Source organism: Pseudomonas sp. NY15374 (assembly GCF_048068255.1).
Taxonomy (GTDB): Bacteria; Pseudomonadota; Gammaproteobacteria; order Pseudomonadales; family Pseudomonadaceae; genus Aquipseudomonas; species Aquipseudomonas machongensis.
This window is the reverse complement of sequence record NZ_JBLUPZ010000003.1, coordinates 83,493-102,620: the sequence shown is the minus strand read 5'-3', so window position 1 is coordinate 102,620 and position 19,128 is coordinate 83,493. Positions and strand designations below refer to the sequence as shown.

General features: G+C 63.8%; 17 protein-coding genes. 10 read left to right on the top strand and 7 right to left on the bottom strand.

Annotation, left to right across the window (positions count from 1 at the left end; translation table 11 throughout):
* Window positions 1–63: 63 nt before the first annotated feature.
* Both ACNFHO_RS08400 and ACNFHO_RS08395 read right to left on the bottom strand, forming a co-directional pair.
* The gene (locus ACNFHO_RS08400; protein WP_112897158.1) at window positions 64–774 is read right to left on the bottom strand and encodes a PolC-type DNA polymerase III; all 711 of its coding nucleotides are present in this window, start codon (window positions 772–774) and stop codon (window positions 64–66) included.
* Window positions 771–2,708 (bottom strand): putative nucleotidyltransferase substrate binding domain-containing protein, encoded by a 1,938-nt coding sequence (locus ACNFHO_RS08395; RefSeq protein ID WP_063542328.1) that lies wholly within the window; start codon window positions 2,706–2,708, stop codon window positions 771–773. The genes ACNFHO_RS08400 and ACNFHO_RS08395 overlap by 4 nt, the downstream gene beginning before the upstream one ends.
* 216 nt (window positions 2,709–2,924) lie before the next feature.
* Between ACNFHO_RS08395 and ACNFHO_RS08390 the strand changes: the two genes are divergently transcribed.
* Entirely contained in the window at window positions 2,925–3,368 is a 444-nt protein-coding gene (locus tag ACNFHO_RS08390) for a response regulator (protein ID WP_054892255.1), read from the top strand.
* A gap of 146 nt (window positions 3,369–3,514) precedes the next feature.
* Here the strand turns inward: ACNFHO_RS08390 and ACNFHO_RS08385 are convergent, their stop codons facing one another.
* Window positions 3,515–5,692 (bottom strand): malate synthase G, encoded by a 2,178-nt coding sequence (locus ACNFHO_RS08385; RefSeq protein WP_372821677.1) that lies wholly within the window; start codon window positions 5,690–5,692, stop codon window positions 3,515–3,517.
* A 435-nt stretch (window positions 5,693–6,127) separates the two neighbouring features.
* On the opposite strand from ACNFHO_RS08385, the gene ACNFHO_RS08380 reads away from it, so the two are divergent.
* A complete protein-coding gene (locus ACNFHO_RS08380) occupies window positions 6,128–6,646 on the top strand; it encodes a glycine cleavage system protein R (RefSeq protein ID WP_112897161.1) in 519 nt (172 codons plus the stop codon).
* A gap of 215 nt (window positions 6,647–6,861) precedes the next feature.
* Here ACNFHO_RS08380 and rarD read toward each other — a convergent pair whose 3' ends face one another.
* From rarD to ACNFHO_RS08360, 4 genes are all read right to left on the bottom strand, one after another.
* Window positions 6,862–7,749: an EamA family transporter RarD gene (rarD, locus tag ACNFHO_RS08375; RefSeq protein WP_054892181.1), complete on the bottom strand. Its 888-nt coding sequence runs from the start codon at window positions 7,747–7,749 to the stop codon at window positions 6,862–6,864.
* A gap of 63 nt (window positions 7,750–7,812) precedes the next feature.
* Entirely contained in the window at window positions 7,813–8,787 is a 975-nt protein-coding gene (locus ACNFHO_RS08370; protein ID WP_416765951.1) for a serine/threonine protein kinase, read from the bottom strand.
* A 217-nt stretch (window positions 8,788–9,004) separates the two neighbouring features.
* Window positions 9,005–9,769, bottom strand: a complete 765-nt coding sequence (locus ACNFHO_RS08365) for a TOBE domain-containing protein (protein ID WP_112897162.1) — start codon at window positions 9,767–9,769, stop codon at window positions 9,005–9,007.
* A 55-nt stretch (window positions 9,770–9,824) separates the two neighbouring features.
* On the bottom strand, window positions 9,825–10,562 hold the full coding sequence (locus tag ACNFHO_RS08360; RefSeq protein WP_063542338.1) for a ComF family protein: 738 nt from the start codon (window positions 10,560–10,562) through the stop codon (window positions 9,825–9,827).
* An 88-nt stretch (window positions 10,563–10,650) separates the two neighbouring features.
* Between ACNFHO_RS08360 and bioB the strand changes: the two genes are divergently transcribed.
* From bioB to ACNFHO_RS08320, 8 genes are all read left to right on the top strand, one after another.
* The gene (gene bioB, locus ACNFHO_RS08355) at window positions 10,651–11,709 is read left to right on the top strand and encodes a biotin synthase BioB (protein WP_054892185.1); all 1,059 of its coding nucleotides are present in this window, start codon (window positions 10,651–10,653) and stop codon (window positions 11,707–11,709) included.
* 2 nt (window positions 11,710–11,711) lie between these two features.
* The gene (gene bioF, locus ACNFHO_RS08350) at window positions 11,712–12,884 is read left to right on the top strand and encodes an 8-amino-7-oxononanoate synthase (protein WP_063542342.1); all 1,173 of its coding nucleotides are present in this window, start codon (window positions 11,712–11,714) and stop codon (window positions 12,882–12,884) included.
* A complete protein-coding gene (locus ACNFHO_RS08345) occupies window positions 12,877–13,608 on the top strand; it encodes an alpha/beta fold hydrolase (protein WP_416765948.1) in 732 nt (243 codons plus the stop codon). The genes bioF and ACNFHO_RS08345 overlap by 8 nt, the downstream gene beginning before the upstream one ends.
* Window positions 13,601–14,419: a malonyl-ACP O-methyltransferase BioC gene (gene bioC / locus ACNFHO_RS08340; protein ID WP_197889795.1), complete on the top strand. Its 819-nt coding sequence runs from the start codon at window positions 13,601–13,603 to the stop codon at window positions 14,417–14,419. The genes ACNFHO_RS08345 and bioC overlap by 8 nt, the downstream gene beginning before the upstream one ends.
* A gap of 1 nt (window position 14,420) precedes the next feature.
* Window positions 14,421–15,101 carry a dethiobiotin synthase gene (bioD, locus tag ACNFHO_RS08335; RefSeq protein ID WP_416765947.1) on the top strand — a complete coding sequence of 227 codons (681 nt, stop codon included), beginning with the start codon at window positions 14,421–14,423 and terminating at the stop codon, window positions 15,099–15,101.
* 142 nt (window positions 15,102–15,243) lie between these two features.
* Window positions 15,244–15,540 (top strand): hypothetical protein, encoded by a 297-nt coding sequence (locus ACNFHO_RS08330; protein ID WP_063542348.1) that lies wholly within the window; start codon window positions 15,244–15,246, stop codon window positions 15,538–15,540.
* 292 nt (window positions 15,541–15,832) lie between these two features.
* A complete protein-coding gene (locus ACNFHO_RS08325; RefSeq protein ID WP_054892191.1) occupies window positions 15,833–17,638 on the top strand; it encodes a phenylacyl-CoA dehydrogenase in 1,806 nt (601 codons plus the stop codon).
* A gap of 203 nt (window positions 17,639–17,841) precedes the next feature.
* The gene (locus ACNFHO_RS08320; RefSeq protein WP_063542350.1) at window positions 17,842–19,125 is read left to right on the top strand and encodes a sensor domain-containing diguanylate cyclase; all 1,284 of its coding nucleotides are present in this window, start codon (window positions 17,842–17,844) and stop codon (window positions 19,123–19,125) included.
* Window positions 19,126–19,128: the final 3 nt, after the last annotated feature.

Below are 19,128 nucleotides of genomic sequence, written 5' to 3'. Positions count from 1 at the left end.
GCAATTGACGCTGGTCAGAATGCCTGTGGGCGCGGGTTTATCCGCGAAAAGGCCAGCGCCTGCCTACAGGCCATGGCTGTGCACGGCGCGCCGCCGCCACTGCCTCAGCCGCTGTTCCAGTTGCAGCGGGCTGTCCAGTTGCTGGCGTCGTGCCTGGCTGAACAGGATCAAGGCCAGCTCTGCGGTGACCTGGGCGTCGGCACTGGCATGATGGCGCGCCTGTACCTCAAGGCCGAAGCGTGCCACCCAGTCGTCCAGGCCTGCCTCACGTAGCACGGTGTCGGGGTTGAGCATCGGTGCCAGTTCCGCCACATCGATGAAGACATGTTGCAGGCGATAGCCGAGGGTTTCCTTCAAGGCGCGCCCGAGCATGCCCTGGTCGAACGGCGCGTGAAAGGCCAGTACCGGGCTGTCGCCGATGAACTCCAGCAAGTCCACCAGCGCTTCGGCCGGGTCGCTGCCTGCCGCCAGTGCGCTGGGCCCCAGGCCGTGGATCAGCACGCTGGCGTTGGTTTTCTGTTCGGGACGGTGCAAGGTGCGTTCGAACTGGCGGCCCAGGTCGATACCGCCGTCCTCGATGGCCACGGCACCGATCGACAGCACCTGATCACGGTTGAGGTTCAGACCGCTGGTTTCGAGGTCCAGTACTACCCAGCGCTGCTCGCGCAGAGGCTGCACGCCGTACGCTGCCGGGCCTGGCAGCGCGGCCAGGCGCTGGCGCAGTTCATCGTCGAGCGCCGGTGCGCTGGAGCGTAGCCAGGCGAACAGCTTCATAGCTGGTACCGCTGCGCCAGGCTGCTTTGCAGGCGCTGGGCCTGGCGCAGCGATTCACGCAGGATGCGGCGGTCCAGATGGTTGAGGCTGTCCGGGTCGACGCGATTGGAGTAGGCCAGGTTATCGCGACTCTGGCGCTGGTGCTGTTGCATGCGGGTCTGCTGGATGAAGTGATAGGCCTCTTCGAAGGCGGCGCCATCGAGGGCATCGATGACGCCCTTGGCCACTAGCTGGCGCAACCGTTCCAGTGTGTTGTTGGCACCGATGCCGTTGGCCAGGGCGAGCAGGCGGGCGCCATCGACGAAGGGTGTCAGGCCCTGGACCTTGAGGTCGAGGGTGGCGGCCTTGTCGTTGCCCTGACGGGTCAGCACGAACTCGCGCAGGCGCCCGACCGGCGGGCGCTGGCGCAGGGCGTTGTCAGCCATCATGCGCTGGAAGATACGGTTGTCGGCAACCTGGGCGAGGATGCCCTGGCGAAGCACTTCGCAGCCTTGCTCATCGCCCCAGACCACGCGCAGGTCGAAGTAGATGCTCGAACCCAGCAGGTTTTCCGGGCTGGCTTCGCGGATGAAACCGGCAAAGCGCCGCGCCCATTCGGCACGCGACAGGCATAGCTCGGGGTTGCCGGCCATGACATTGCCCTTGCACAGGGTGAAGCCACACTGGGCGAGGTTGTGGTTGATGTATTGCGCCAGTGGCAGCAGGCGCGCGCGAATGGCGTCGGCTTCGGCGCTGTCGCGTGCCTCGAAGAGAATGCCATTGTCCTGGTCGGTGTGCAGGGTCTGCTCGCGGCGTCCCTCGCTGCCGAAGCACAGCCAACTGAAGGCCACGCCGGGGTCGCCGCGTTCGGCCAGCGCCAGCTCGATTACCCGGCAGACGGTATGGTCGTTGAGCAGGGTGATGATCTGGGTGATCTGCGTCGAGGAAGCACCATGGGCGAGCATGCGCTCGACCAGTTGGCCGATCTCGCCGCGCAATGCCACCAGCACTTCCAGGCGCGGCGCGTGACGGATGGTGCGCGCCAGATGCACCAGGTCGACCCGCTGCAGGGAGAACAGGTCGCGCTCGGACACCACCCCACACAGGCGACCGTTATCCACCAGGCAGACATGCGCGATATGCCGTTCGGTCATCGCCATGGCGGCATCGAAGGCGCTGGCCTGGGGGCTGAGGTAGAACGGTGCGACGGTCATGTGCCGGTCGATCGGTGCACTGAGCTCGGCGCTGGCGTCGGCGACCACCTGACGGAGGTCGCGCAGGGTGAAGATACCGATGGGGAAGCGCTGCTCATTGACGATGGCAATGCTCCCCACTTGTTGTTCGTGCATCGACCGTACCGCGTCGCGCAGTGGCGTGTCGGGCGTGCACACCACCGGATGACGCATGGCCAGCTCGCCCAGCGGTGTATTGAGCGAATACTGCGTGCCCAGGGTTTCCACGGCGCGCTGGCGCACCTGCTGGTTGACCTGATCGAGCAGGCTGCTGACGCCGCGCAGGGCGAAGTCGCGAAATACGCCGGACAACGAGAACACGCGGATGAACGCCGCCTTGTTCAGTTGCAGGCAGAAGGTGTCTTCGCCGGCCAGGTGTTCGGTGCGCGTGGCCCGTTCGCCAAGCAATGCGGCCAGGGGGAAGCATTCGCCGCTGGCGATCTCGAAGGTGGTTTCAACACCGGGGCCGGTGACATGCTGGCGTTCGCCCACCACCCGGCCCTGCTTGACGATGTAGAAGTGTTCCACGGGCCCGTCGGCGGGCTTGATGATGCTTTCGCCGCTGGCATAGAAGCGCAGTTGGCACTGCTCCACCAGATAGGCGAGGTGGCCCTGTTCCATCTGATTGAACGGCGGGAAGCGCTGCAGAAACTGCAGCGTACCTTGGATGTTCTGCAGCACCGCTGTCCTGCCGGCCTGGGTGTAGGCGTCCTTTTTGCTCATGAAGCTGACCGTATCGCTACGCCGAACTATATATATCTATCTATAGGTATCGGCTTTGTTGTTTTCGGCCTCCATGGTCGGCTGGCTGCCCGTGGATGCCCATTGGACGTAAGTCTATCGGTGAGCGTCGCTGTCAAGGATCCGACGAAAGGTGGGTAGGCTACGCCGGTTTTCGCGGTCCTAAACCTAGCACGAGATTTTTTTGACGAGATGGCCATGGCTGAGCATGACGAAATACTGAGTGACGCCGAGCGCGAAGCGTTGGCCGTGGTGAGCGCGCCAGTGGCGCCCAGGCCGGTGGTGCTGGTGGTGGACGACAACCCGGTGAACAGCGAGGCCCTGAGCCTGTACCTGAAAAGCCGTGGCATCGACTGCATGATGGCCGATGGTGCGCAGGAGGCGATGTTCAAGCTGCACTACGAACCGCGCATCGCGCTGATGATCACCGATCTGCGCATGGAGCCCAAGGATGGCCTGGAACTGATTCGGCAGATTCGCGAGTCGGAGCGGGCGGCCTTGTCGATCATCGTGGTGTCGGGTGACACCGATGTGAAGGAGGCGGTGGACGTGATGCACCTGGGGGTGGTGGATTTTCTGCTTAAACCGGTGGATCTGGGGAAATTGCTGGGGCTGGTGAAAAGAGAATTGAAGATCGAGTAATGCAGGACTAGGGCTGCTTCGCAGCCCAATCGCGGCACAAGGCCGCTCCCACAGGTACGGCGCAAGCTTCGAACCGTGCACTGTACCTGTGGGAGCGGCCTTGTGCCGCGATTGGGCCGCAAAGCGACCCCCGTCGTAGATCTAACTTACAGCCCGTTACGCGCCTTGAACTCGCGACGGCGGCGATGCAGTACCGGCTCGGTATAGCCGTTCGGCTGCTTCGCACCCTCGACGACCAGCTCGACCGCGGCCTGGAACGCGATGTTGTCATCGAAGTTCGGCGCCATCGGGCGGTACTGGGCGTCGCCGGCGTTCTGCTTGTCGACCACCGCCGCCATGCGCTTGAGGCTTTCCAGCACCTGCTCCTGGGTGACGATGCCATGACGCAGCCAGTTGGCCAGCAACTGGGCGGAAATGCGCAGGGTGGCGCGGTCTTCCATCAGGCCGACGTTATTGATGTCCGGCACCTTCGAGCAGCCCACGCCGTGGTCGATCCAGCGTACGACGTAGCCGAGGATGCCCTGGGCGTTGTTGTCCAGCTCGTTGCGGATCTCGTCGGCAGACCAGTGGGTGTTGGCCGCCAGCGGAATGGTCAGGATGTCGTCCACCGAGGCCGGGGTACGCGAGGCCAGCTCGCGCTGGCGCGCCTGGACGTCGACCTTGTGGTAGTGCAGCGCGTGCAGGGTCGCGGCGGTCGGCGAAGGGACCCAGGCGGTGTTGGCGCCGGACAGCGGGTGGGCGATCTTCTGTTCGAGCATCGCCGCCATCAGGTCAGGCATGGCCCACATGCCCTTGCCGATCTGGGCACGGCCTTGCAGGCCAGTCGCCAGGCCGATGTCGACGTTGTTGTTTTCGTACGCGCCGATCCATTTCTCGCTCTTCATGGCGCCCTTGCGCACCATGGCGCCGGCTTCCATAGAGGTGTGGATCTCATCGCCAGTGCGGTCGAGGAAACCGGTGTTGATGAACACCACGCGCTCGGCTGCCGACTTGATGCAGGCCTTGAGGTTGACCGTGGTGCGGCGCTCCTCGTCCATGATGCCCACTTTGACGGTGTTGCGCGGCATGCCCAGCAGGTCCTCGACGCGGCTGAAGATCTCGGCGGCGAACGCCACTTCCTCAGGGCCGTGCATCTTCGGCTTGACGATGTACACGCTGCCGCTACGGGTGTTCTTGCGGCTGGTGTTGCCGTTGAGGTTGTGCAGCGCGATGAGGTTGGTGAACAGGGCGTCCTGGATACCTTCGGGAATTTCGTTGCCCTGGGCATCGAGGATCGCCGGGTTGGTCATCAGGTGACCGACGTTACGCACGAACAGCAACGAACGACCGTGCAGGGTAACGCTGCCGCCATTGGGCGCTGCGTACTCGCGGTCGGGGTTCATGGTGCGGGTGAAGGTCTTGCCACCCTTGGTCACGCTTTCGGCCAGGTCGCCCTTCATCAGGCCCAGCCAGTTGCGGTAGACGACGACCTTGTCGTCGGCATCGACGGCGGCGACAGAGTCTTCGCAGTCCATGATGGTGGTCAGTGCCGATTCCATCAGGATGTCTTTCACGCCGGCGGCGTCGGTGCTGCCGACCGGGGTGCTGGCGTCGACCTGGATCTCGAAGTGCAGGCCGTTGTGCTTGAGCAGCACGGCCGTCGGCGCTGCGGCGTCGCCACGGAAACCAATCAGTTGGGCGTCGTCGCGCAGGCCGCTGTTGCTGCCGCCCTTGAGCGCGACGACCAGCTTGCCGGCGTCGATGCGATAGCCGGTGGAATCGACGTGGGAGCCGGCAGCCAGGGGCGCGGCCTCATCGAGGAAGGCGCGGGCGAAGGCGATGACTTTGTCGCCGCGTACCTTGTTGTAGCCCTGGCCTTTTTCGGCGCCGCCTTCTTCGCTGATGGCGTCGGTGCCATACAGTGCGTCATACAGCGAACCCCAGCGGGCGTTGGCGGCGTTCAGGGCGAAGCGCGCGTTCATCACCGGCACCACCAGCTGCGGGCCGGCCATATGGGCGATTTCTTCGTCGACGTTTTGCGTGGTGGCCTGGAAATCGTCGGCTTGTGGCAGCAGGTAGCCGATTTCCTGGAGGAATGCTTTGTAGGTCGCGGCGTCGTGGGCCTGACCCTGGCGTGCCTGGTGCCAGGCATCGATCTTGGCTTGCAGCTCGTCGCGCTTGGCGAGCAGGGCTTTGTTCTTTGGAGCGAGGTCGTTGATGATCTTCTCTGCACCGGCCCAGAACTGCTCGGCGACGATGCCGGTCCCCGCAATGGCTTCGTCGTTGACGAAGTCGTACAGGACCTTGGCGACCTGAAGGCCACCGACTTGAACGTATCCAGTCATTGCTTGCCTCACTCTGCTCAGCTATTTCGCTCTTCTGTATTAAGCCTGTAGCGCTTCTCTAAACACGCGGCCAGTACATGCCCTCGTCATGCAGCCCGAGCGCGGCTGGGTGCGGCCTGCCAGACAGGCTGGCGGGCGATTCGCGTATTTTCACAGGCGCCTTGGCAGACATCCAAACGACGTTTTGTAGTCCGCGCTGGCGCATACTACATGATGCAGTAGGCGAGTGAACATCAGACTAAAAGCGTCGTTGTGCGACCCGTTGGTCGCATGGGGTCACGCTGGGAGACAGTATGTTCGCAAAAAACGTGTGGATTGTTCCAGATAAATCTCTAAACGGTACACGATTTGTTGCTCGGTCTGCCCTGCGGCAGGTTGCCGCGCCTTGCCTATACTGATTCGATGCCCTTGTAAGAGCAGGTAGAGGAGTGGCCCGTGGATCATCTTGTACTCACCGTGATCGCCCCTGACAAGGCCGGACAGGTCGAACGCATCGCCCAGTGCATCTCCGATCACAGTGGTAACTGGCTGGAAAGCCGCATGTCGCGCATGGCCGGGCAGTTCGCCGGTATCCTGCGGGTGGCGGTGCCAGCGGAAAACTATGACGAGCTGGTCGAGTCACTGCAGAAGCTGGGCGACCATGGGATCCGCGTGCTGATTGCCGAGAGCGGCATCGAACCGTCCTGCACCTGGAAACCGATCGCGATGGAGCTGGTGGGCAATGACCGGCCCGGGATCGTTCGCGATATCACCCGGTTGCTGGCGGAGCAGGGCGTCAACCTCGAGCGCTTGAGCACCGAAGTACGTCCGGCACCGATGAGCAGCGAGCCACTGTTCCACGCCGATGCCTTGCTGGCATTGCCGCTGACCTTGTCGCTGGATGACCTGCAGCAGAAGCTCGAAAGCCTCGCCGATGACCTTATGGTGGAGTTGAAGCTCAGGCCGGAGGAATAGCGGGTTATCCCGATTTAACGGGGAAGCCCCTGTGGATAACCTGAGGGTACTCCAGGCCAGCCCCGATAGATCGCGGGCTGCAGCGGATTGTGCAAAAAATGTCCATATTTCAGGGGCTTGTGCACAAAGCGCGGGGATCAGGGTGTGGATAACCTCTGGAGACCTTGCTGCAGGCCACGTGATACGTGGCCTGTAGAAGTTTGACTGTTTTTTGATCAGGCGCGTTTGCGCAGGCTCAGCCAGGCATCGACGCTGTAGATCGCCAGGCCAGCCCAGATGAACATGAAGGCGATCAGGGTACTCGAGGACAGGTGCTCGTCGAACAGCAGCACCGCCTGCAACAGCACCAGGGTCGGCGCCAGGTATTGCAGGAAGCCCAGGGTGGTGTAGGGCAGGTGGCGCGCGGCGGCGTTGAAGCACACCAGCGGCACCAGCGTGACCGGCCCCGCAGCCATCAACCACAACGCTTCGCTGCTGCTGAAGAACGCGAGGTTGGCGCTGTTGGCTTGCGGGTGCAGCAGCAGCCAGCCCAGTGCCAACGGCACCAGCATCCAGGTCTCCACCACCAACCCCGGCAGCGCTGCTACCGGCGCCTGCTTGCGGATCAGGCCATAGAAACCGAACGACAGCGCCAGCCCCAGCGACACCCAGGGCAGGCCACCGACCTGCCACACCTGTTGCGCCACCCCCGCTGCGGCCAACCCGACCGCTAGCCATTGCAGGCGGCGCAGGCGTTCGCCCAGCAGAAGCATGCCCAGCAGCACGTTGACCAGTGGGTTGATGTAGTAGCCCAGGCTGGCCTCAAGCATGCGCCCGTTGTTCACGGCCCACACGTAGGTCAGCCAGTTGCCTGCGATCAGTGCGCCGCTCAGGGCAAGGATCGCCAGGCGCCGCGGGTTGTCGCGCAGCTCGCGCCACCAGCCTGGGTGTTTCCATACCAGCAGCAGGAGCGAACCGAACAGTGCCGACCACAGTACCCGGTGGACGATGATCTCCACCGCCGGGACGCTCTGGATGGCTTTGAAGTAGAGGGGGAACAGCCCCCAGATGATGTAGGCGCTGAGGCCGAGGATGTACCCGCGCTGCGGGTTTGCGGCGTGCATGCAGATTCCTTGCTTTGGCAGCTGATATCGCGGCGCCTATTGTAGACAGCTGGCGCCTTGCAACTAGAACAATTTGAGTGGTGCTTCATCCAGCGCCGCCATCTGCTCGCGCAGGGCCAGGATCTGGTCGCCCCAGTAGCGCGGCTGGCCGAACCAGGGGAAGCTGCGCGGGAACGCGGGGTCGTCCCAGCGCCTTGCCAGCCAGGCGCTGTGATGCAACTGGCGCAGGGCGCGCAGCGGCTCGATCAGCGCCAGTTGGCGCGGGTCGAAATCGTGGAACTCGTTGTATCCGTCGATCAGTTCGGCCAACTGCGTCAGGCGCTCTTCGCGGCTGCCGGCCAGCATCATCCACAGGTCCTGCACTGCCGGCCCCATGCGGCAGTCGTCGAGATCGACGACGTGGTAGACGTCGTCGCGGTGCATCAGGTTGCCAGCGTGACAGTCGCCATGCAGGCGGATCGCCTCGAAGGGCGTGCGTTGGTAGATATCCTCGACCCGCTTGAGCAGGTCGCGGGCCACGGATTCGAACGCCGGCAGCAACTCGCGCGGGACGAAATCGCCGTCGAGCACGGTCTTGAGCGAGGCATGGCCAAAGTTGTCCACAGCCAGTGTTTCGCGATGCTCGAAGGGGCGCGTGGCGCCGACGGCATGCAGGCGTCCGAGCAATTGCCCCAGGCGATACAACTGATCGAGGTTGCCAGGTTCGGGCGCATGGCCGCCGCGGCGGGGGAACAAGGTGAAGCGAAAGCCCTGGTGCTCGAACAGGCTGCGACCTTCATGCTGAAGCGGGGCGACAACCGGCACCTCGTGCTCGGCCAGTTCGAAGCTGAAGCTGTGTTCCTCGAGGATGGCTGCATCGCTCCAGCGCCCGGGGCGGTAGAACTTGGCGATCAGCGGTTGTTCACCTTCGATGCCCACCTGATAGACGCGGTTCTCATAACTGTTGAGCGCCAGCACCCGGGCATCGCTGAGAAAGTCCAGGCTTTCGACGGCGTCCAGGACCAGGTCGGGGGTGAGGGTATCGAAGGGGTGGGACATGGGAGCTCCGGCAGGGGAATGCATGCGCGGCATGGTAACGCATTCCATGGCGGCTTCAGGTGCCAAAGCTCCCAGCATTCCTGTGGGAGCGGGCTCGTCCCGCGATCGGGCGCGAAGCAGCCGTAAACCGGCCACTACAATGCTCCAGGCCCATCACGTCGCCTGCCAGGTAGCCGCTTCGGGTGATCGCGGTGCGAGCCCGCTCTAACGCATTGCGCTACACCGGCACCCCCAGCAGCACGAACGAAGGATGAAACTGCGCTCGCACCTTGCTGCCTGCCGCGACTGCCTGCTGCTGCAGCCATTGCGGTTCGGCAAAGGCGCACAGCGTCTGTCCGTTCTCCAGCGCCAGCCGCATTTCACTGCTGCCGCCTTCATTGGCCAGTACTTCTTCTACCTGGGCGTGCAGGCAATTGCTCTCGGCGTCCGGCTGATCACCGTCAGCCAGCACTTTCACCCATCCGGCCTTGAGCAGGGCCACCACCGTGCTTCCCAGGGCCAGCTCCAGCCGTTCGGTACTGTCCGGTGTGATCAGCGCATCGATTTCCAGCCCGCTGCCCAGTGCCAGGCTGACCCTGTCGTAACGCCCCTCGCGGCGCAGCCCGCTGATCTGCCCGCGCAACTGATTGCGAGCGCTGGTGCGCAGCATCAGGCGGCCGAGCAGGTCGAGGTCGCTGTGTTCTTCGGTGGATTCGAGGATTTCGCTCTGCAACGCCTGGATGCGCTGATACAGGCGCAATACTCGCGCGCCCTCCGTCGACAGCTTGGCACCGCCACCACCACGTCCGCCGGCACTGCGCTCGACCAACGGCTGCGCTGCGAGGTTGTTGAGCTCGTCGATGGCATCCCAGGCGCTCTTGTAACTGATCCCGGCCGCCTTGGCGGCGCGGGTGATCGAGCCTTGTTCAGCGATGTGCTGCAGCAGGGCGATGCGCTGCGGGCGACGGAAGATGTGCTGGGCAAGCAGGGCGGGCAGGGACATTGGGCAGGTTACCGGCGGTGTGATGCGGCGAAAGTGCCTTCGAGACCGAGTCTAGTCAACCCTGCCCAGGCCTGGGCGTGCGTGCCAGGCAATACACATCGACCCGGCGCGCCCCGGCCTTGCGCAGCAGGCTCGCCAGCGCTCGGGCAGTGGCACCGGTGGTCAGCACGTCGTCGACCAGGGCCACATGGCGCCCGTCGAGCGTGGCGTGCGGTGCGACGGTGAAGGCCTGGCGCAAGTTGCGCCAGCGCGCCTTGGCGTCGAGAGTCTGCTGCGCCGCGGTGTCCCGTGGGCGCAGCAGCACGCGCTCGTCGCAGGGGATGTGCAACTGGCTCGACAGCCAGCGTGCGAGCATGGCGGCCTGGTTGAAGCCGCGTTGGCGCAGTCGACGTGCAGCCAGTGGCACGGGCAACAGCTGGTCGGGTTTTGTCAGGCCCTCGTCATAGCGATGCTGCAGGGCCTGAGCCAGCAGATCTGCCAGCAGCCGCCCCAGCGGCCACTGGCTGCGGTGCTTGAAGCGGCTGATCGCAGCGTCCAGCGGATACCCGTAATGCCATGGCGCAATGACCCGTTCGAACGGCGGTGGCCTGCGGCTGCACTGGCCACAGGTCAACGCCCGCATCGCCAAGGGCAGCGCACAGCGCGTGCACTGTTCGTCGAGCCACGGCAACTCATGCTCGCAGGCCGGACACAAGGGATATGCCTGTTGCGCAGGCTCATCGCAAAGCAAACAGATCTGTTTAATATTTAGCCAGTTGTAAACCAGTGTTTTTATGTTTGGTTGACAGTGCATGGGCCTTCCCTGACTATGCGAGCTATCCGTGAAGCGCTGCGGGCTTTCCTGTCCCGGCGCCTGTCAGAGCCTAGATAAGGAAACGCCGATGAGCGCCAGCACAAATGCAACAACACGTCACGACTGGTCCCTGGCCGAGGTCAGGGCGCTGTTCGAGCAGCCGTTCAACGACCTGTTGTTCCAGGCGCAGACCGTGCATCGCGCGCACTTCGACCCGAACCGCGTGCAGGTCTCGACGCTGCTGTCGATCAAGACCGGTGCCTGCCCCGAAGACTGCAAATATTGTCCGCAGTCCGGCCACTACAACACCGGGCTGGAAAAACAGAAGTTGATGGAAGTGCAGAAGGTGCTGGAAGAGGCTGCCCGGGCCAAGGCCATCGGCTCGACTCGCTTCTGCATGGGCGCCGCCTGGAAGCACCCCTCCGCCAAGGACATGCCCTACGTGCTGGAGATGGTCAAAGGGGTCAAGGCCATGGGCCTGGAAACCTGCATGACCCTCGGCAAGCTCGATCAGGACCAGACCCAGGCACTCGCCCAGGCGGGTCTGGACTACTACAACCACAACCTCGATACCTCGCCGGACTTCTACACCAGCATCATCACCACCCGCACCTACAGCGAGCGCCTGCAGACCCTTGCCTACGTACGCGATGCCGGGATGAAGATCTGCTCCGGCGGCATTCTCGGCATGGGCGAGTCGCTGGACGACCGCGCAGGCCTGCTGATTCAGCTCGCCAACCTGCCCGAGCACCCGGAGTCGGTGCCGATCAACATGCTGGTGAAGGTTGCCGGTACGCCGCTGGCCAACGCAGAAGACGTCGATCCGTTCGATTTCATCCGCATGCTCGCGGTCGCGCGGATCCTCATGCCCAAGTCGCACGTGCGCCTGTCTGCTGGTCGAGAACAGATGAACGAGCAGATGCAGGCCCTGGCCTTCATGGCTGGCGCCAACTCGATCTTCTACGGCGAGAAACTGCTGACCACCGCCAACCCGCAGGCGGACAAGGACATGCAGCTGTTCGCGCGTCTGGGCATCAAGCCCGAAGAGCGTGAGGAGCACGCCGACGAAGTGCACCAGGCGGCCATCGAGCAGGCGCTGGTCGAGCAGCGCAGCAGCGAGATGTTCTACGACGCCGCTTCGGCCTGATCATGGCCTTCGATCTGGCGGCGCGCCTGGCCGAACGGCGCGCTGCGGACCTGTATCGGCGCCGACCCCTGTTGCAGAGCCCGCAAGGCCCGGAGGTGGTGGTCGACGGGCAGCGTCTGCTGGCGTTCTGCAGCAACGACTATCTCGGGTTGGCCAATCACCCGGAAGTGATCGCCGCCTGGCGTGCCGGTGCCGAGCGCTGGGGTGTCGGTGGCGGTGCCTCGCACCTGGTGGTCGGCCACAGTACTGCGCACCACGAGGTCGAAGAGGCCATCGCCGAGTTGACCGGACGCCCGCGTGCGCTGCTGTTCACCACCGGCTACATGGCCAACCTCGGCGCCATCACCGCGCTGGTGGGGCAGGGCGATACGGTGTTGCAGGATCGTCTCAACCATGCCTCGTTGCTCGACGGTGGGCTGCTCAGCGGCGCCCGCTTCAGCCGCTACCTGCACAACGATCCGGCGAGCCTGGCGAGTCGCCTGGATAAAGCGGTCGGTGACACGCTGGTGGTCACCGATGGTGTGTTCAGCATGGACGGTGATCTTGCCGACCTGCCCGCCCTGGCGACGGTGGCGCGTCCACATGGCGCCTGGCTGATGGTCGACGATGCCCATGGTTTCGGCACGCTGGGCGCCAATGGTGGCGGTATCGTCGAGCACTTCGGGTTGGGCATCGATCAGGTGCCGGTGCTGATCGGCACGCTCGGCAAGGCCTGCGGTACTGCCGGCGCCTTCGTCGCGGGCAGTGATGACCTGATCGAGGCGCTGGTGCAGTTCGCCCGTCCTTATATCTACACCACCAGTCAGCCGCCGGCACTGGCCTGTGCAACGCTGAAAAGCCTGCAACTGCTGCGTGATGAACGCTGGCGGCGCGAGCACCTTGGCGCGTTGATCCGCCAGTTCCGCCAGGGCGCGCAACAGATCGGCCTGGCGTTGATGGACAGCCCGACCGCGATCCAGCCGATCCTGGTCGGCGATGCGGCGCGGGCGTTGACGCTGTCGAAGATGCTGCGCGAGCGCGGTCTGCTGGTTACCGCGATCCGCCCGCCAACCGTACCTGTCGGCAGTGCGCGCCTGCGCGTAACCTTGAGCGCCGCGCACAGCGAGGCGCAGGTCCAGCTATTGTTGAATGCATTGGCCGAGTGTCATGCACAGCTGGAGTCCGCCGATGCGTAACCGACTGATCCTCTTGCCCGGCTGGGGGCTGGGCACCGCTTCACTGGAACCCCTGGCTGCCAGCCTGCGGGCGCAGGATCCACGCCTGCAGGTCGACCTGGCAGCGTTGCCGGAGCTGCCTGATGCTGACATCCAGGCCTGGGTCGATCACCTCGACCGCAAGCTGCCGACGGATGTCTGGCTGGGTGGCTGGTCGTTGGGCGGCATGCTTGCCAGCGCCTTGGCGCACAAGCGTGGCGACCATTGCTGTGGCCTGCTGACGCTGGCCAGCAATCCGAGTTTCGTGGCTCGCCACGACTGGCCCCACGGCATGGCCGAAGACACTTTCGGCACTTTCCTCGATGGTTGTCGCAGCCACACGCAGGTCACCCTCAAGCGATTTCGCACGCTGTGCAGCGAGGGGGCGCAGCAACCCCGCACCTTGCTGCGCCAGCTCGGCGTGGGTGTGCCGGACACCGATCCCTTGTACCTGGCCACCGGCCTGCAAGTGTTGGCCAAGCTGGATACCCGCCAGGCGCTCGAGCAGTACGGCGGCCCACAGTTGCACCTGTTCGCCGGCAGCGATGCTCTGGTGCCGGTGGATGCGGCCAAGGCGCTCAGCGAGCTGCTGCCGGATGTTGAAGTCGGCCTGGTCGAAGACAGTTCCCACGCGTTCCTGCTGGAGTACCCACAGGAGCTGGCGGCGGGTATCAAGAGTTTCTTGCATGAGAGTGGTGATGACTGATCTTTCCCGCCCGATCCTGCCCGGCGCCCTGCCGGACAAGCGCCAGGTGGCGGCCTCGTTCTCTCGCGCGGCGGCCAGCTATGACAGCGTCGCAGCCCTGCAGCGCGCGGTGGGTGACGCTTTGCTCGCGCGCTTGCCGGCGTCGATGGCGCCGACCCGCTGGCTCGACCTGGGCAGCGGCACAGGCCATTTCAGTCGCGCCCTGGCTGCGCGCTTCGAGGCTGCCCATGGCGTGGCAGTGGATATCGCCGAAGGCATGTTGAGCCATGCCCGCGAGCAGGGTGGGGCTCATCATCATGTGGCTGGTGATGCCGAGCGCCTGCCGCTGCGCGATGGTGCCTTCGACCTGGTGTTCTCCAGCCTGGCAGTGCAGTGGTGCGACCAGTTCTCCAGCGTGCTGGCCGAAGCCCGGCGCGTGTTGCGACCGGGCGGAGTGCTGGCGTTCAGCAGCCTGTGTGTCGGCACGCTGGAGGAGTTGCGTGCCAGCTGGCAGGCAGTGGATGGGCTGGTGCATGTCAATCGTTTCCGGCACTTCGAGGATTACCAGCGCCTGTGCGCCGACAGTGGCCTGACCCTGCTCGGGCTGGAGCGCCTGCCCCACGTACTGCACTACCCGGATGTGCGCAGCCTGACCCACGAACTCAAGGCGCTGGGTGCGCATAACCTGAATCCCGGGCGCCCGTCGGGCCTGACCGGGCGTGCACGCATGCAGGGGCTGCTGCAGGCCTATGAGCAGTTCCGTGACGACCAAGGTCTGCCTGCCACCTATCAGGTGGTCTATGGGGTGTTGCGCAAAGGCGAAGAGGAGTGACATGAGCCAGGCCTATTTCATCGCCGGTACCGACACCGATGTCGGCAAGACCACCATCGCCACCGGGCTGTTGCGTGCAGCACATAACCTTGGGCGCAGCACGCTGGCTGCCAAGCCTGTGGCGTCCGGATGCACGGTCAGCTCCAAGGGGCTGCGCAACAGTGATGCGCTGGCGCTGATCGACGAAAGCTCGATCAAGCTGCCCTATGAGCAGGTCAATCCCTTCGCCTTCGAACCGGCCATCGCCCCGCATGTGGCCGCGCGCGAAGCCGGCGTGGCACTGAGCGTGCCGACACTGCGTGACGCCATGCAGCAAATACTGGCGCACGGCGCCGACTTCACCCTGATCGAGGGGGCGGGTGGCTGGCGGGTGCCGTTGTCCGATCATGCCAACCTGTCCGACCTGGCGGTTGCCTTGAAGCTTCCGGTGATCCTGGTGGTGGGGGTGCGCCTGGGTTGCATCAACCATGCGCTGCTCAGTGCCGAGGCCATCGCCCGCGATGGGCTGCAACTGGCGGGCTGGGTGGCCAATATCGTCGATCCACGCACTGCGCGGCTTGAAGAAAACCTGGCAAGCCTCGCCGAGCGCCTGCCGGCACCATGCCTGGGGCGGGTGCCGTGGCTGAAGTCTGCCGGAGCCGAGGCGGTTGCCGGTTATCTGGACCTGGACTTGCTTGACTGACCGCTTGGTGAACATCCGGTTACGAAAAATGCCCTGATTCTATTAGCTGGCACTGGGCTATTAAGGATTTAAACGGGTAATTTTCCTTGCGGGCTGTTTTAATTGAGCCCTCTTCCCTCACCCAGTCTTGTGGAGTCCTGATATGGAAATCACCGGCAGCTCTGCTTTCTACGCAGGCCTCGGCGCCATCCAGAACGGGCAGAACCGCGTAGACCAGGCCGCCAGCCAGATCGCCAGCAATGGCGTCGAGCGCGCAGGCGCCAGCCAGTCCACCAGCTATCAGGCCGAGCGCCTGCGGGGTGTAGACCGCAGCCAACAGCAAGACTTGGCCACCAGTACCGTGCAGCTCGCCCTGGGCAAGCACGAAGTCGAACTGGGCGTGAAAGTCGCCAAGGCCTCCGACGAAATGCTCGGTCGGTTCATCGATACCTACGCCTGACTGCATAACCGTCGGCCAAGTACCTGTGGGAGCGGGTTTACCCGCGAATCAACCAAGCCACGCAAGTGTGCCTGGTTTGTTCGCGGGTAAACCCGCTCCCACAGGCGCATTGGGCCGATGAATCAACCGCTGGCAGAAACGCCATCGTTCGCGACCGAATTGGCACTATCGTCCCTTCTTGACATTGCCCTGAGCTAAACGTAAGTTTCAAACAACTGTTTGACCGAAAGCCACCAAGAGCTGGTCGGTACCCGCGGTCTCCCCAACGAACTCAGCCCAGAGGTTCATCGCCATGCCTGAATACAAAGCCCCCTTGCGTGATATTCGCTTCGTCCGTGACGAGCTGCTCGGCTATGAAGCGCACTATCAGAGCCTGCCGGGTTGCCAGGATGCTACACCGGACATGGTCGATGCGATCCTCGAGGAAGGTGCCAAGTTCTGTGAGCAGGTGCTGGCCCCGCTGAACCGTGTCGGCGACCTGGAAGGCTGCACCTGGAGCGAGTCGGGCGTGAAGACCCCGACCGGCTTCAAGGAAGCCTACAAGCAGTTCGTCGAAGGCGGCTGGCCGAGCCTGGCCCATGACGTAGAGCACGGCGGCCAAGGCCTGCCAGAGTCGCTGGGCCTGACCCTGAGCGAGATGGTCGGCGAGTCGAACTGGTCCTGGGGCATGTACCCAGGCCTGTCCCACGGCGCGATGAACACCATCTCCGAGCACGGGACCCCCGAGCAACAGGAAACCTACCTGACCAAGCTGGTGTCCGGCGAATGGACCGGCACCATGTGCCTGACCGAGCCGCACTGCGGCACCGACCTGGGCATGCTGCGCACCAAGGCCGAGCCGCAGGCCGACGGCAGCTACAAGGTATCCGGCACCAAGATCTTCATCTCGGCCGGTGAGCACGACATGGCCGATAACATCGTCCACATCGTGCTGGCGCGCCTGCCCGATGCCCCGGCCGGCACCAAGGGCATCTCGCTGTTCATCGTGCCCAAGTTCCTGCCGAACGCCGAAGGCGGTGTAGGCGAGCGCAACGGCGTGAGCTGCGGCTCCCTCGAGCACAAGATGGGCATCCACGGTAACGCCACCTGCGTGATGAACTTCGACGCGGCCACCGGCTACCTGATCGGCCCGGCCAACAAGGGCCTGAACTGCATGTTCACCTTCATGAACACCGCGCGCCTGGGGACAGCACTGCAAGGCCTGGCTCACGCCGAAGTGGCCTTCCAGGGTGGCCTGAAATATGCCCGCGATCGTCTGCAGATGCGCTCCCTGACCGGCCCGAAAGCACCGGACAAGGCCGCTGACCCGATCATCGTCCACCCGGACGTGCGCCGCATGCTGCTGACCATGAAAGCCTTTGCCGAAGGCAACCGCGCAATGGTCTACTTCACCGCCAAGCAGGTGGACATCGTCAAGTACAGCCAGGACGAGGAAGAGCGCAAGAAGGCCGATGCACTGCTGGCCTTCCTGACCCCGATCGCCAAGGCATTCATGACCGAAGTCGGTTTCGAGGCCGCAAACCATGGCGTGCAGATCTACGGTGGCCACGGTTTCATTGCCGAGTGGGGCATGGAGCAGAACGTGCGCGACAGCCGCATCTCGATGCTGTACGAAGGCACCACCGGCATCCAGGCTCTCGACCTGTTGGGCCGCAAGGTGCTGATGACCCAGGGCGAGGCGCTCAAGGGCTTCACCAAGATCGTCCACAAGTTCTGCCAAGGTCAGGAAGGCAACGAAGCCACCAAGGAATTCGTCGAGCCGCTGGCTGCGCTGAACAAGGAGTGGGGCGAGCTGACCATGAAGATCGGCATGGCCGCCATGAAAGACCGTGAGGAAGTCGGTGCAGCGTCCGTGGACTACCTGATGTACTCCGGCTACGCGTGCCTGGCCTACTTCTGGGCCGACATCGCCCGCCTGGCTGCCGAGAAGCTGGCGGCCGGCACCGCTGAAGAGGCGTTCTACACTGCCAAGCTGCAGACCGCGCGCTTCTACTTCCAGCGCATCCTGCCGCGTACTCGCACGCACGTGGCGGCCATCCTGTCGGGTGCCAACAACCTGATGGCGATGAAAGAAGAAGACTTCGGTCTGTCGATCTGACGCCCGACGCTGTACGGAAAAACGCCTGCCATTATCGGCAGGCGTTTTTTTTTGCCTGCTCTCGTTGCATCCGGTAACGAGAAAACCTCAAGACTCGCCCCCCGCGTGCCGTTAAACCCTTCGTTGTATTCATCTATTCATGTGCGCTGCCGATGAAGTAAGGGCACAATGCTATTATTGATCTGCCGGGTCGGAGATTACCCTTGTTTCGTCTATCCGCTGTTCGCGCCAGCCACTTTCTGCCTTCGATCCTGCTGCTGGTGTCGGGGCTTGCGGCGGCGTATGTCAGGGACCTGAGCGTGTTCTTCACGTCCCTGTTCAACGTATTACCTACCCTGGTGCTGCTGCTCGGCGGTGCCTACTGCGCGGTGTACCGCCGCCAGCGTGAACTGTTCCTGATGGTCACGGTGTACATCGCCTACTTCTTGCTCGATACCCAGACCGATTACTACCGCGATCATGGCAAGGTCCGCGAAGACGCTGCAGTGGTGTTCCACCTCGTGTGCCTGCTGCTGCCAGCACTGTTCGGCCTGTTCGGCGCCTGGCAGGAACGCACCCACCTGGCCCAGGACATGCTTGCCCGCTTCGCCGTGCTGTTCGCGGTTGGCAGCGTGACCCTGGCACTGGAGCAGAGTTATCCACAGACGTTGCTGACGTGGCTGGCAGAGATCCGCTGGCCGTCGCTGCATGGGCAGTGGATGAGCCTGATCCAGTTGGCCTACCCGTTGTTCCTGGGCGTATTCATCCTGCTGGTGGTGCAGTACCTGCGCGAGCCCCGGCCGTTGCACGCCGCGCAGGTCACCGGCCTGGTGGGGATCTTCTGGATGCTGCCGCAGACGTTCATCCTGCCCTTCACCCTGAACATCATGTGCAGCCAGGTGATGCTGATGATCGCCGCAGCGGTTTCCCACGAGGCCTACCAGATGGCGTTTCGCGACGAACTGACCGGCCTTCCTGGCCGCCGCGCACTGAACGAACGCATGCAGCGCCTGGGCCGCAGTTATGTGATCGCCATGACCGACGTGGATCACTTCAAGAAATTCAATGACACCCATGGCCACGATGTCGGCGACCAAGTGTTGCGCCTGGTCGCCAGCCGCCTGTCGAAGGTGACCGGGGGCGGGCGCGCCTATCGCTATGGTGGTGAGGAATTCGCCCTGGTATTCGCCGGGCAGACCGCCGAAGAATGCCTGCCGCACCTGGAAGCGGTGCGCGAGATGATCGCCAACTACGCCATCCAGCTACGCGACCAGAACAGCCGCCCACAGGATGATTCCACCGGGCGTCAGCGCCGTGCAGGTTCGGCGGGCAACACGGTGTCGGTGACCATCAGTATCGGCGTCGCCGAGCGCCTACCGGAGCACCGCAACCCGGAAGAAGTGCTCAAATCCGCTGACCAGGCGCTCTACAGCGCCAAGGCTGCGGGTCGTAACTGCGTCATGCAGCAGGGGCAAACTGCACGGCGCGGGGCAGTTCGCATGGCGTGACTA

What these genes read in the sequence shown, in the direction of transcription:
- ACNFHO_RS08390 (WP_054892255.1), top strand. Translation starts at nt 2,925, where the DNA reads ATGGCTGAGCATGACGAAATACTGAGTGACGCCGAGCGCGAAGCGTTG.
- ACNFHO_RS08395 (WP_063542328.1), bottom strand. Translation starts at nt 2,708, where the DNA reads ATGAGCAAAAAGGACGCCTACACCCAGGCCGGCAGGACAGCGGTGCTG.
- ACNFHO_RS08385 (WP_372821677.1), bottom strand. Translation starts at nt 5,692, where the DNA reads ATGACTGGATACGTTCAAGTCGGTGGCCTTCAGGTCGCCAAGGTCCTG.
- bioB (WP_054892185.1), top strand. Translation starts at nt 10,651, where the DNA reads ATGAGCGCCAGCACAAATGCAACAACACGTCACGACTGGTCCCTGGCC.
- ACNFHO_RS08365 (WP_112897162.1), bottom strand. Translation starts at nt 9,769, where the DNA reads ATGTCCCTGCCCGCCCTGCTTGCCCAGCACATCTTCCGTCGCCCGCAG.
- bioC (WP_197889795.1), top strand. Translation starts at nt 13,601, where the DNA reads ATGACTGATCTTTCCCGCCCGATCCTGCCCGGCGCCCTGCCGGACAAG.
- rarD (WP_054892181.1), bottom strand. Translation starts at nt 7,749, where the DNA reads ATGCACGCCGCAAACCCGCAGCGCGGGTACATCCTCGGCCTCAGCGCC.
- ACNFHO_RS08330 (WP_063542348.1), top strand. Translation starts at nt 15,244, where the DNA reads ATGGAAATCACCGGCAGCTCTGCTTTCTACGCAGGCCTCGGCGCCATC.
- ACNFHO_RS08345 (WP_416765948.1), top strand. Translation starts at nt 12,877, where the DNA reads ATGCGTAACCGACTGATCCTCTTGCCCGGCTGGGGGCTGGGCACCGCT.
- bioD (WP_416765947.1), top strand. Translation starts at nt 14,421, where the DNA reads ATGAGCCAGGCCTATTTCATCGCCGGTACCGACACCGATGTCGGCAAG.
- bioF (WP_063542342.1), top strand. Translation starts at nt 11,712, where the DNA reads ATGGCCTTCGATCTGGCGGCGCGCCTGGCCGAACGGCGCGCTGCGGAC.
- ACNFHO_RS08360 (WP_063542338.1), bottom strand. Translation starts at nt 10,562, where the DNA reads ATGCACTGTCAACCAAACATAAAAACACTGGTTTACAACTGGCTAAAT.
- ACNFHO_RS08400 (WP_112897158.1), bottom strand. Translation starts at nt 774, where the DNA reads ATGAAGCTGTTCGCCTGGCTACGCTCCAGCGCACCGGCGCTCGACGAT.
- ACNFHO_RS08325 (WP_054892191.1), top strand. Translation starts at nt 15,833, where the DNA reads ATGCCTGAATACAAAGCCCCCTTGCGTGATATTCGCTTCGTCCGTGAC.
- ACNFHO_RS08370 (WP_416765951.1), bottom strand. Translation starts at nt 8,787, where the DNA reads ATGTCCCACCCCTTCGATACCCTCACCCCCGACCTGGTCCTGGACGCC.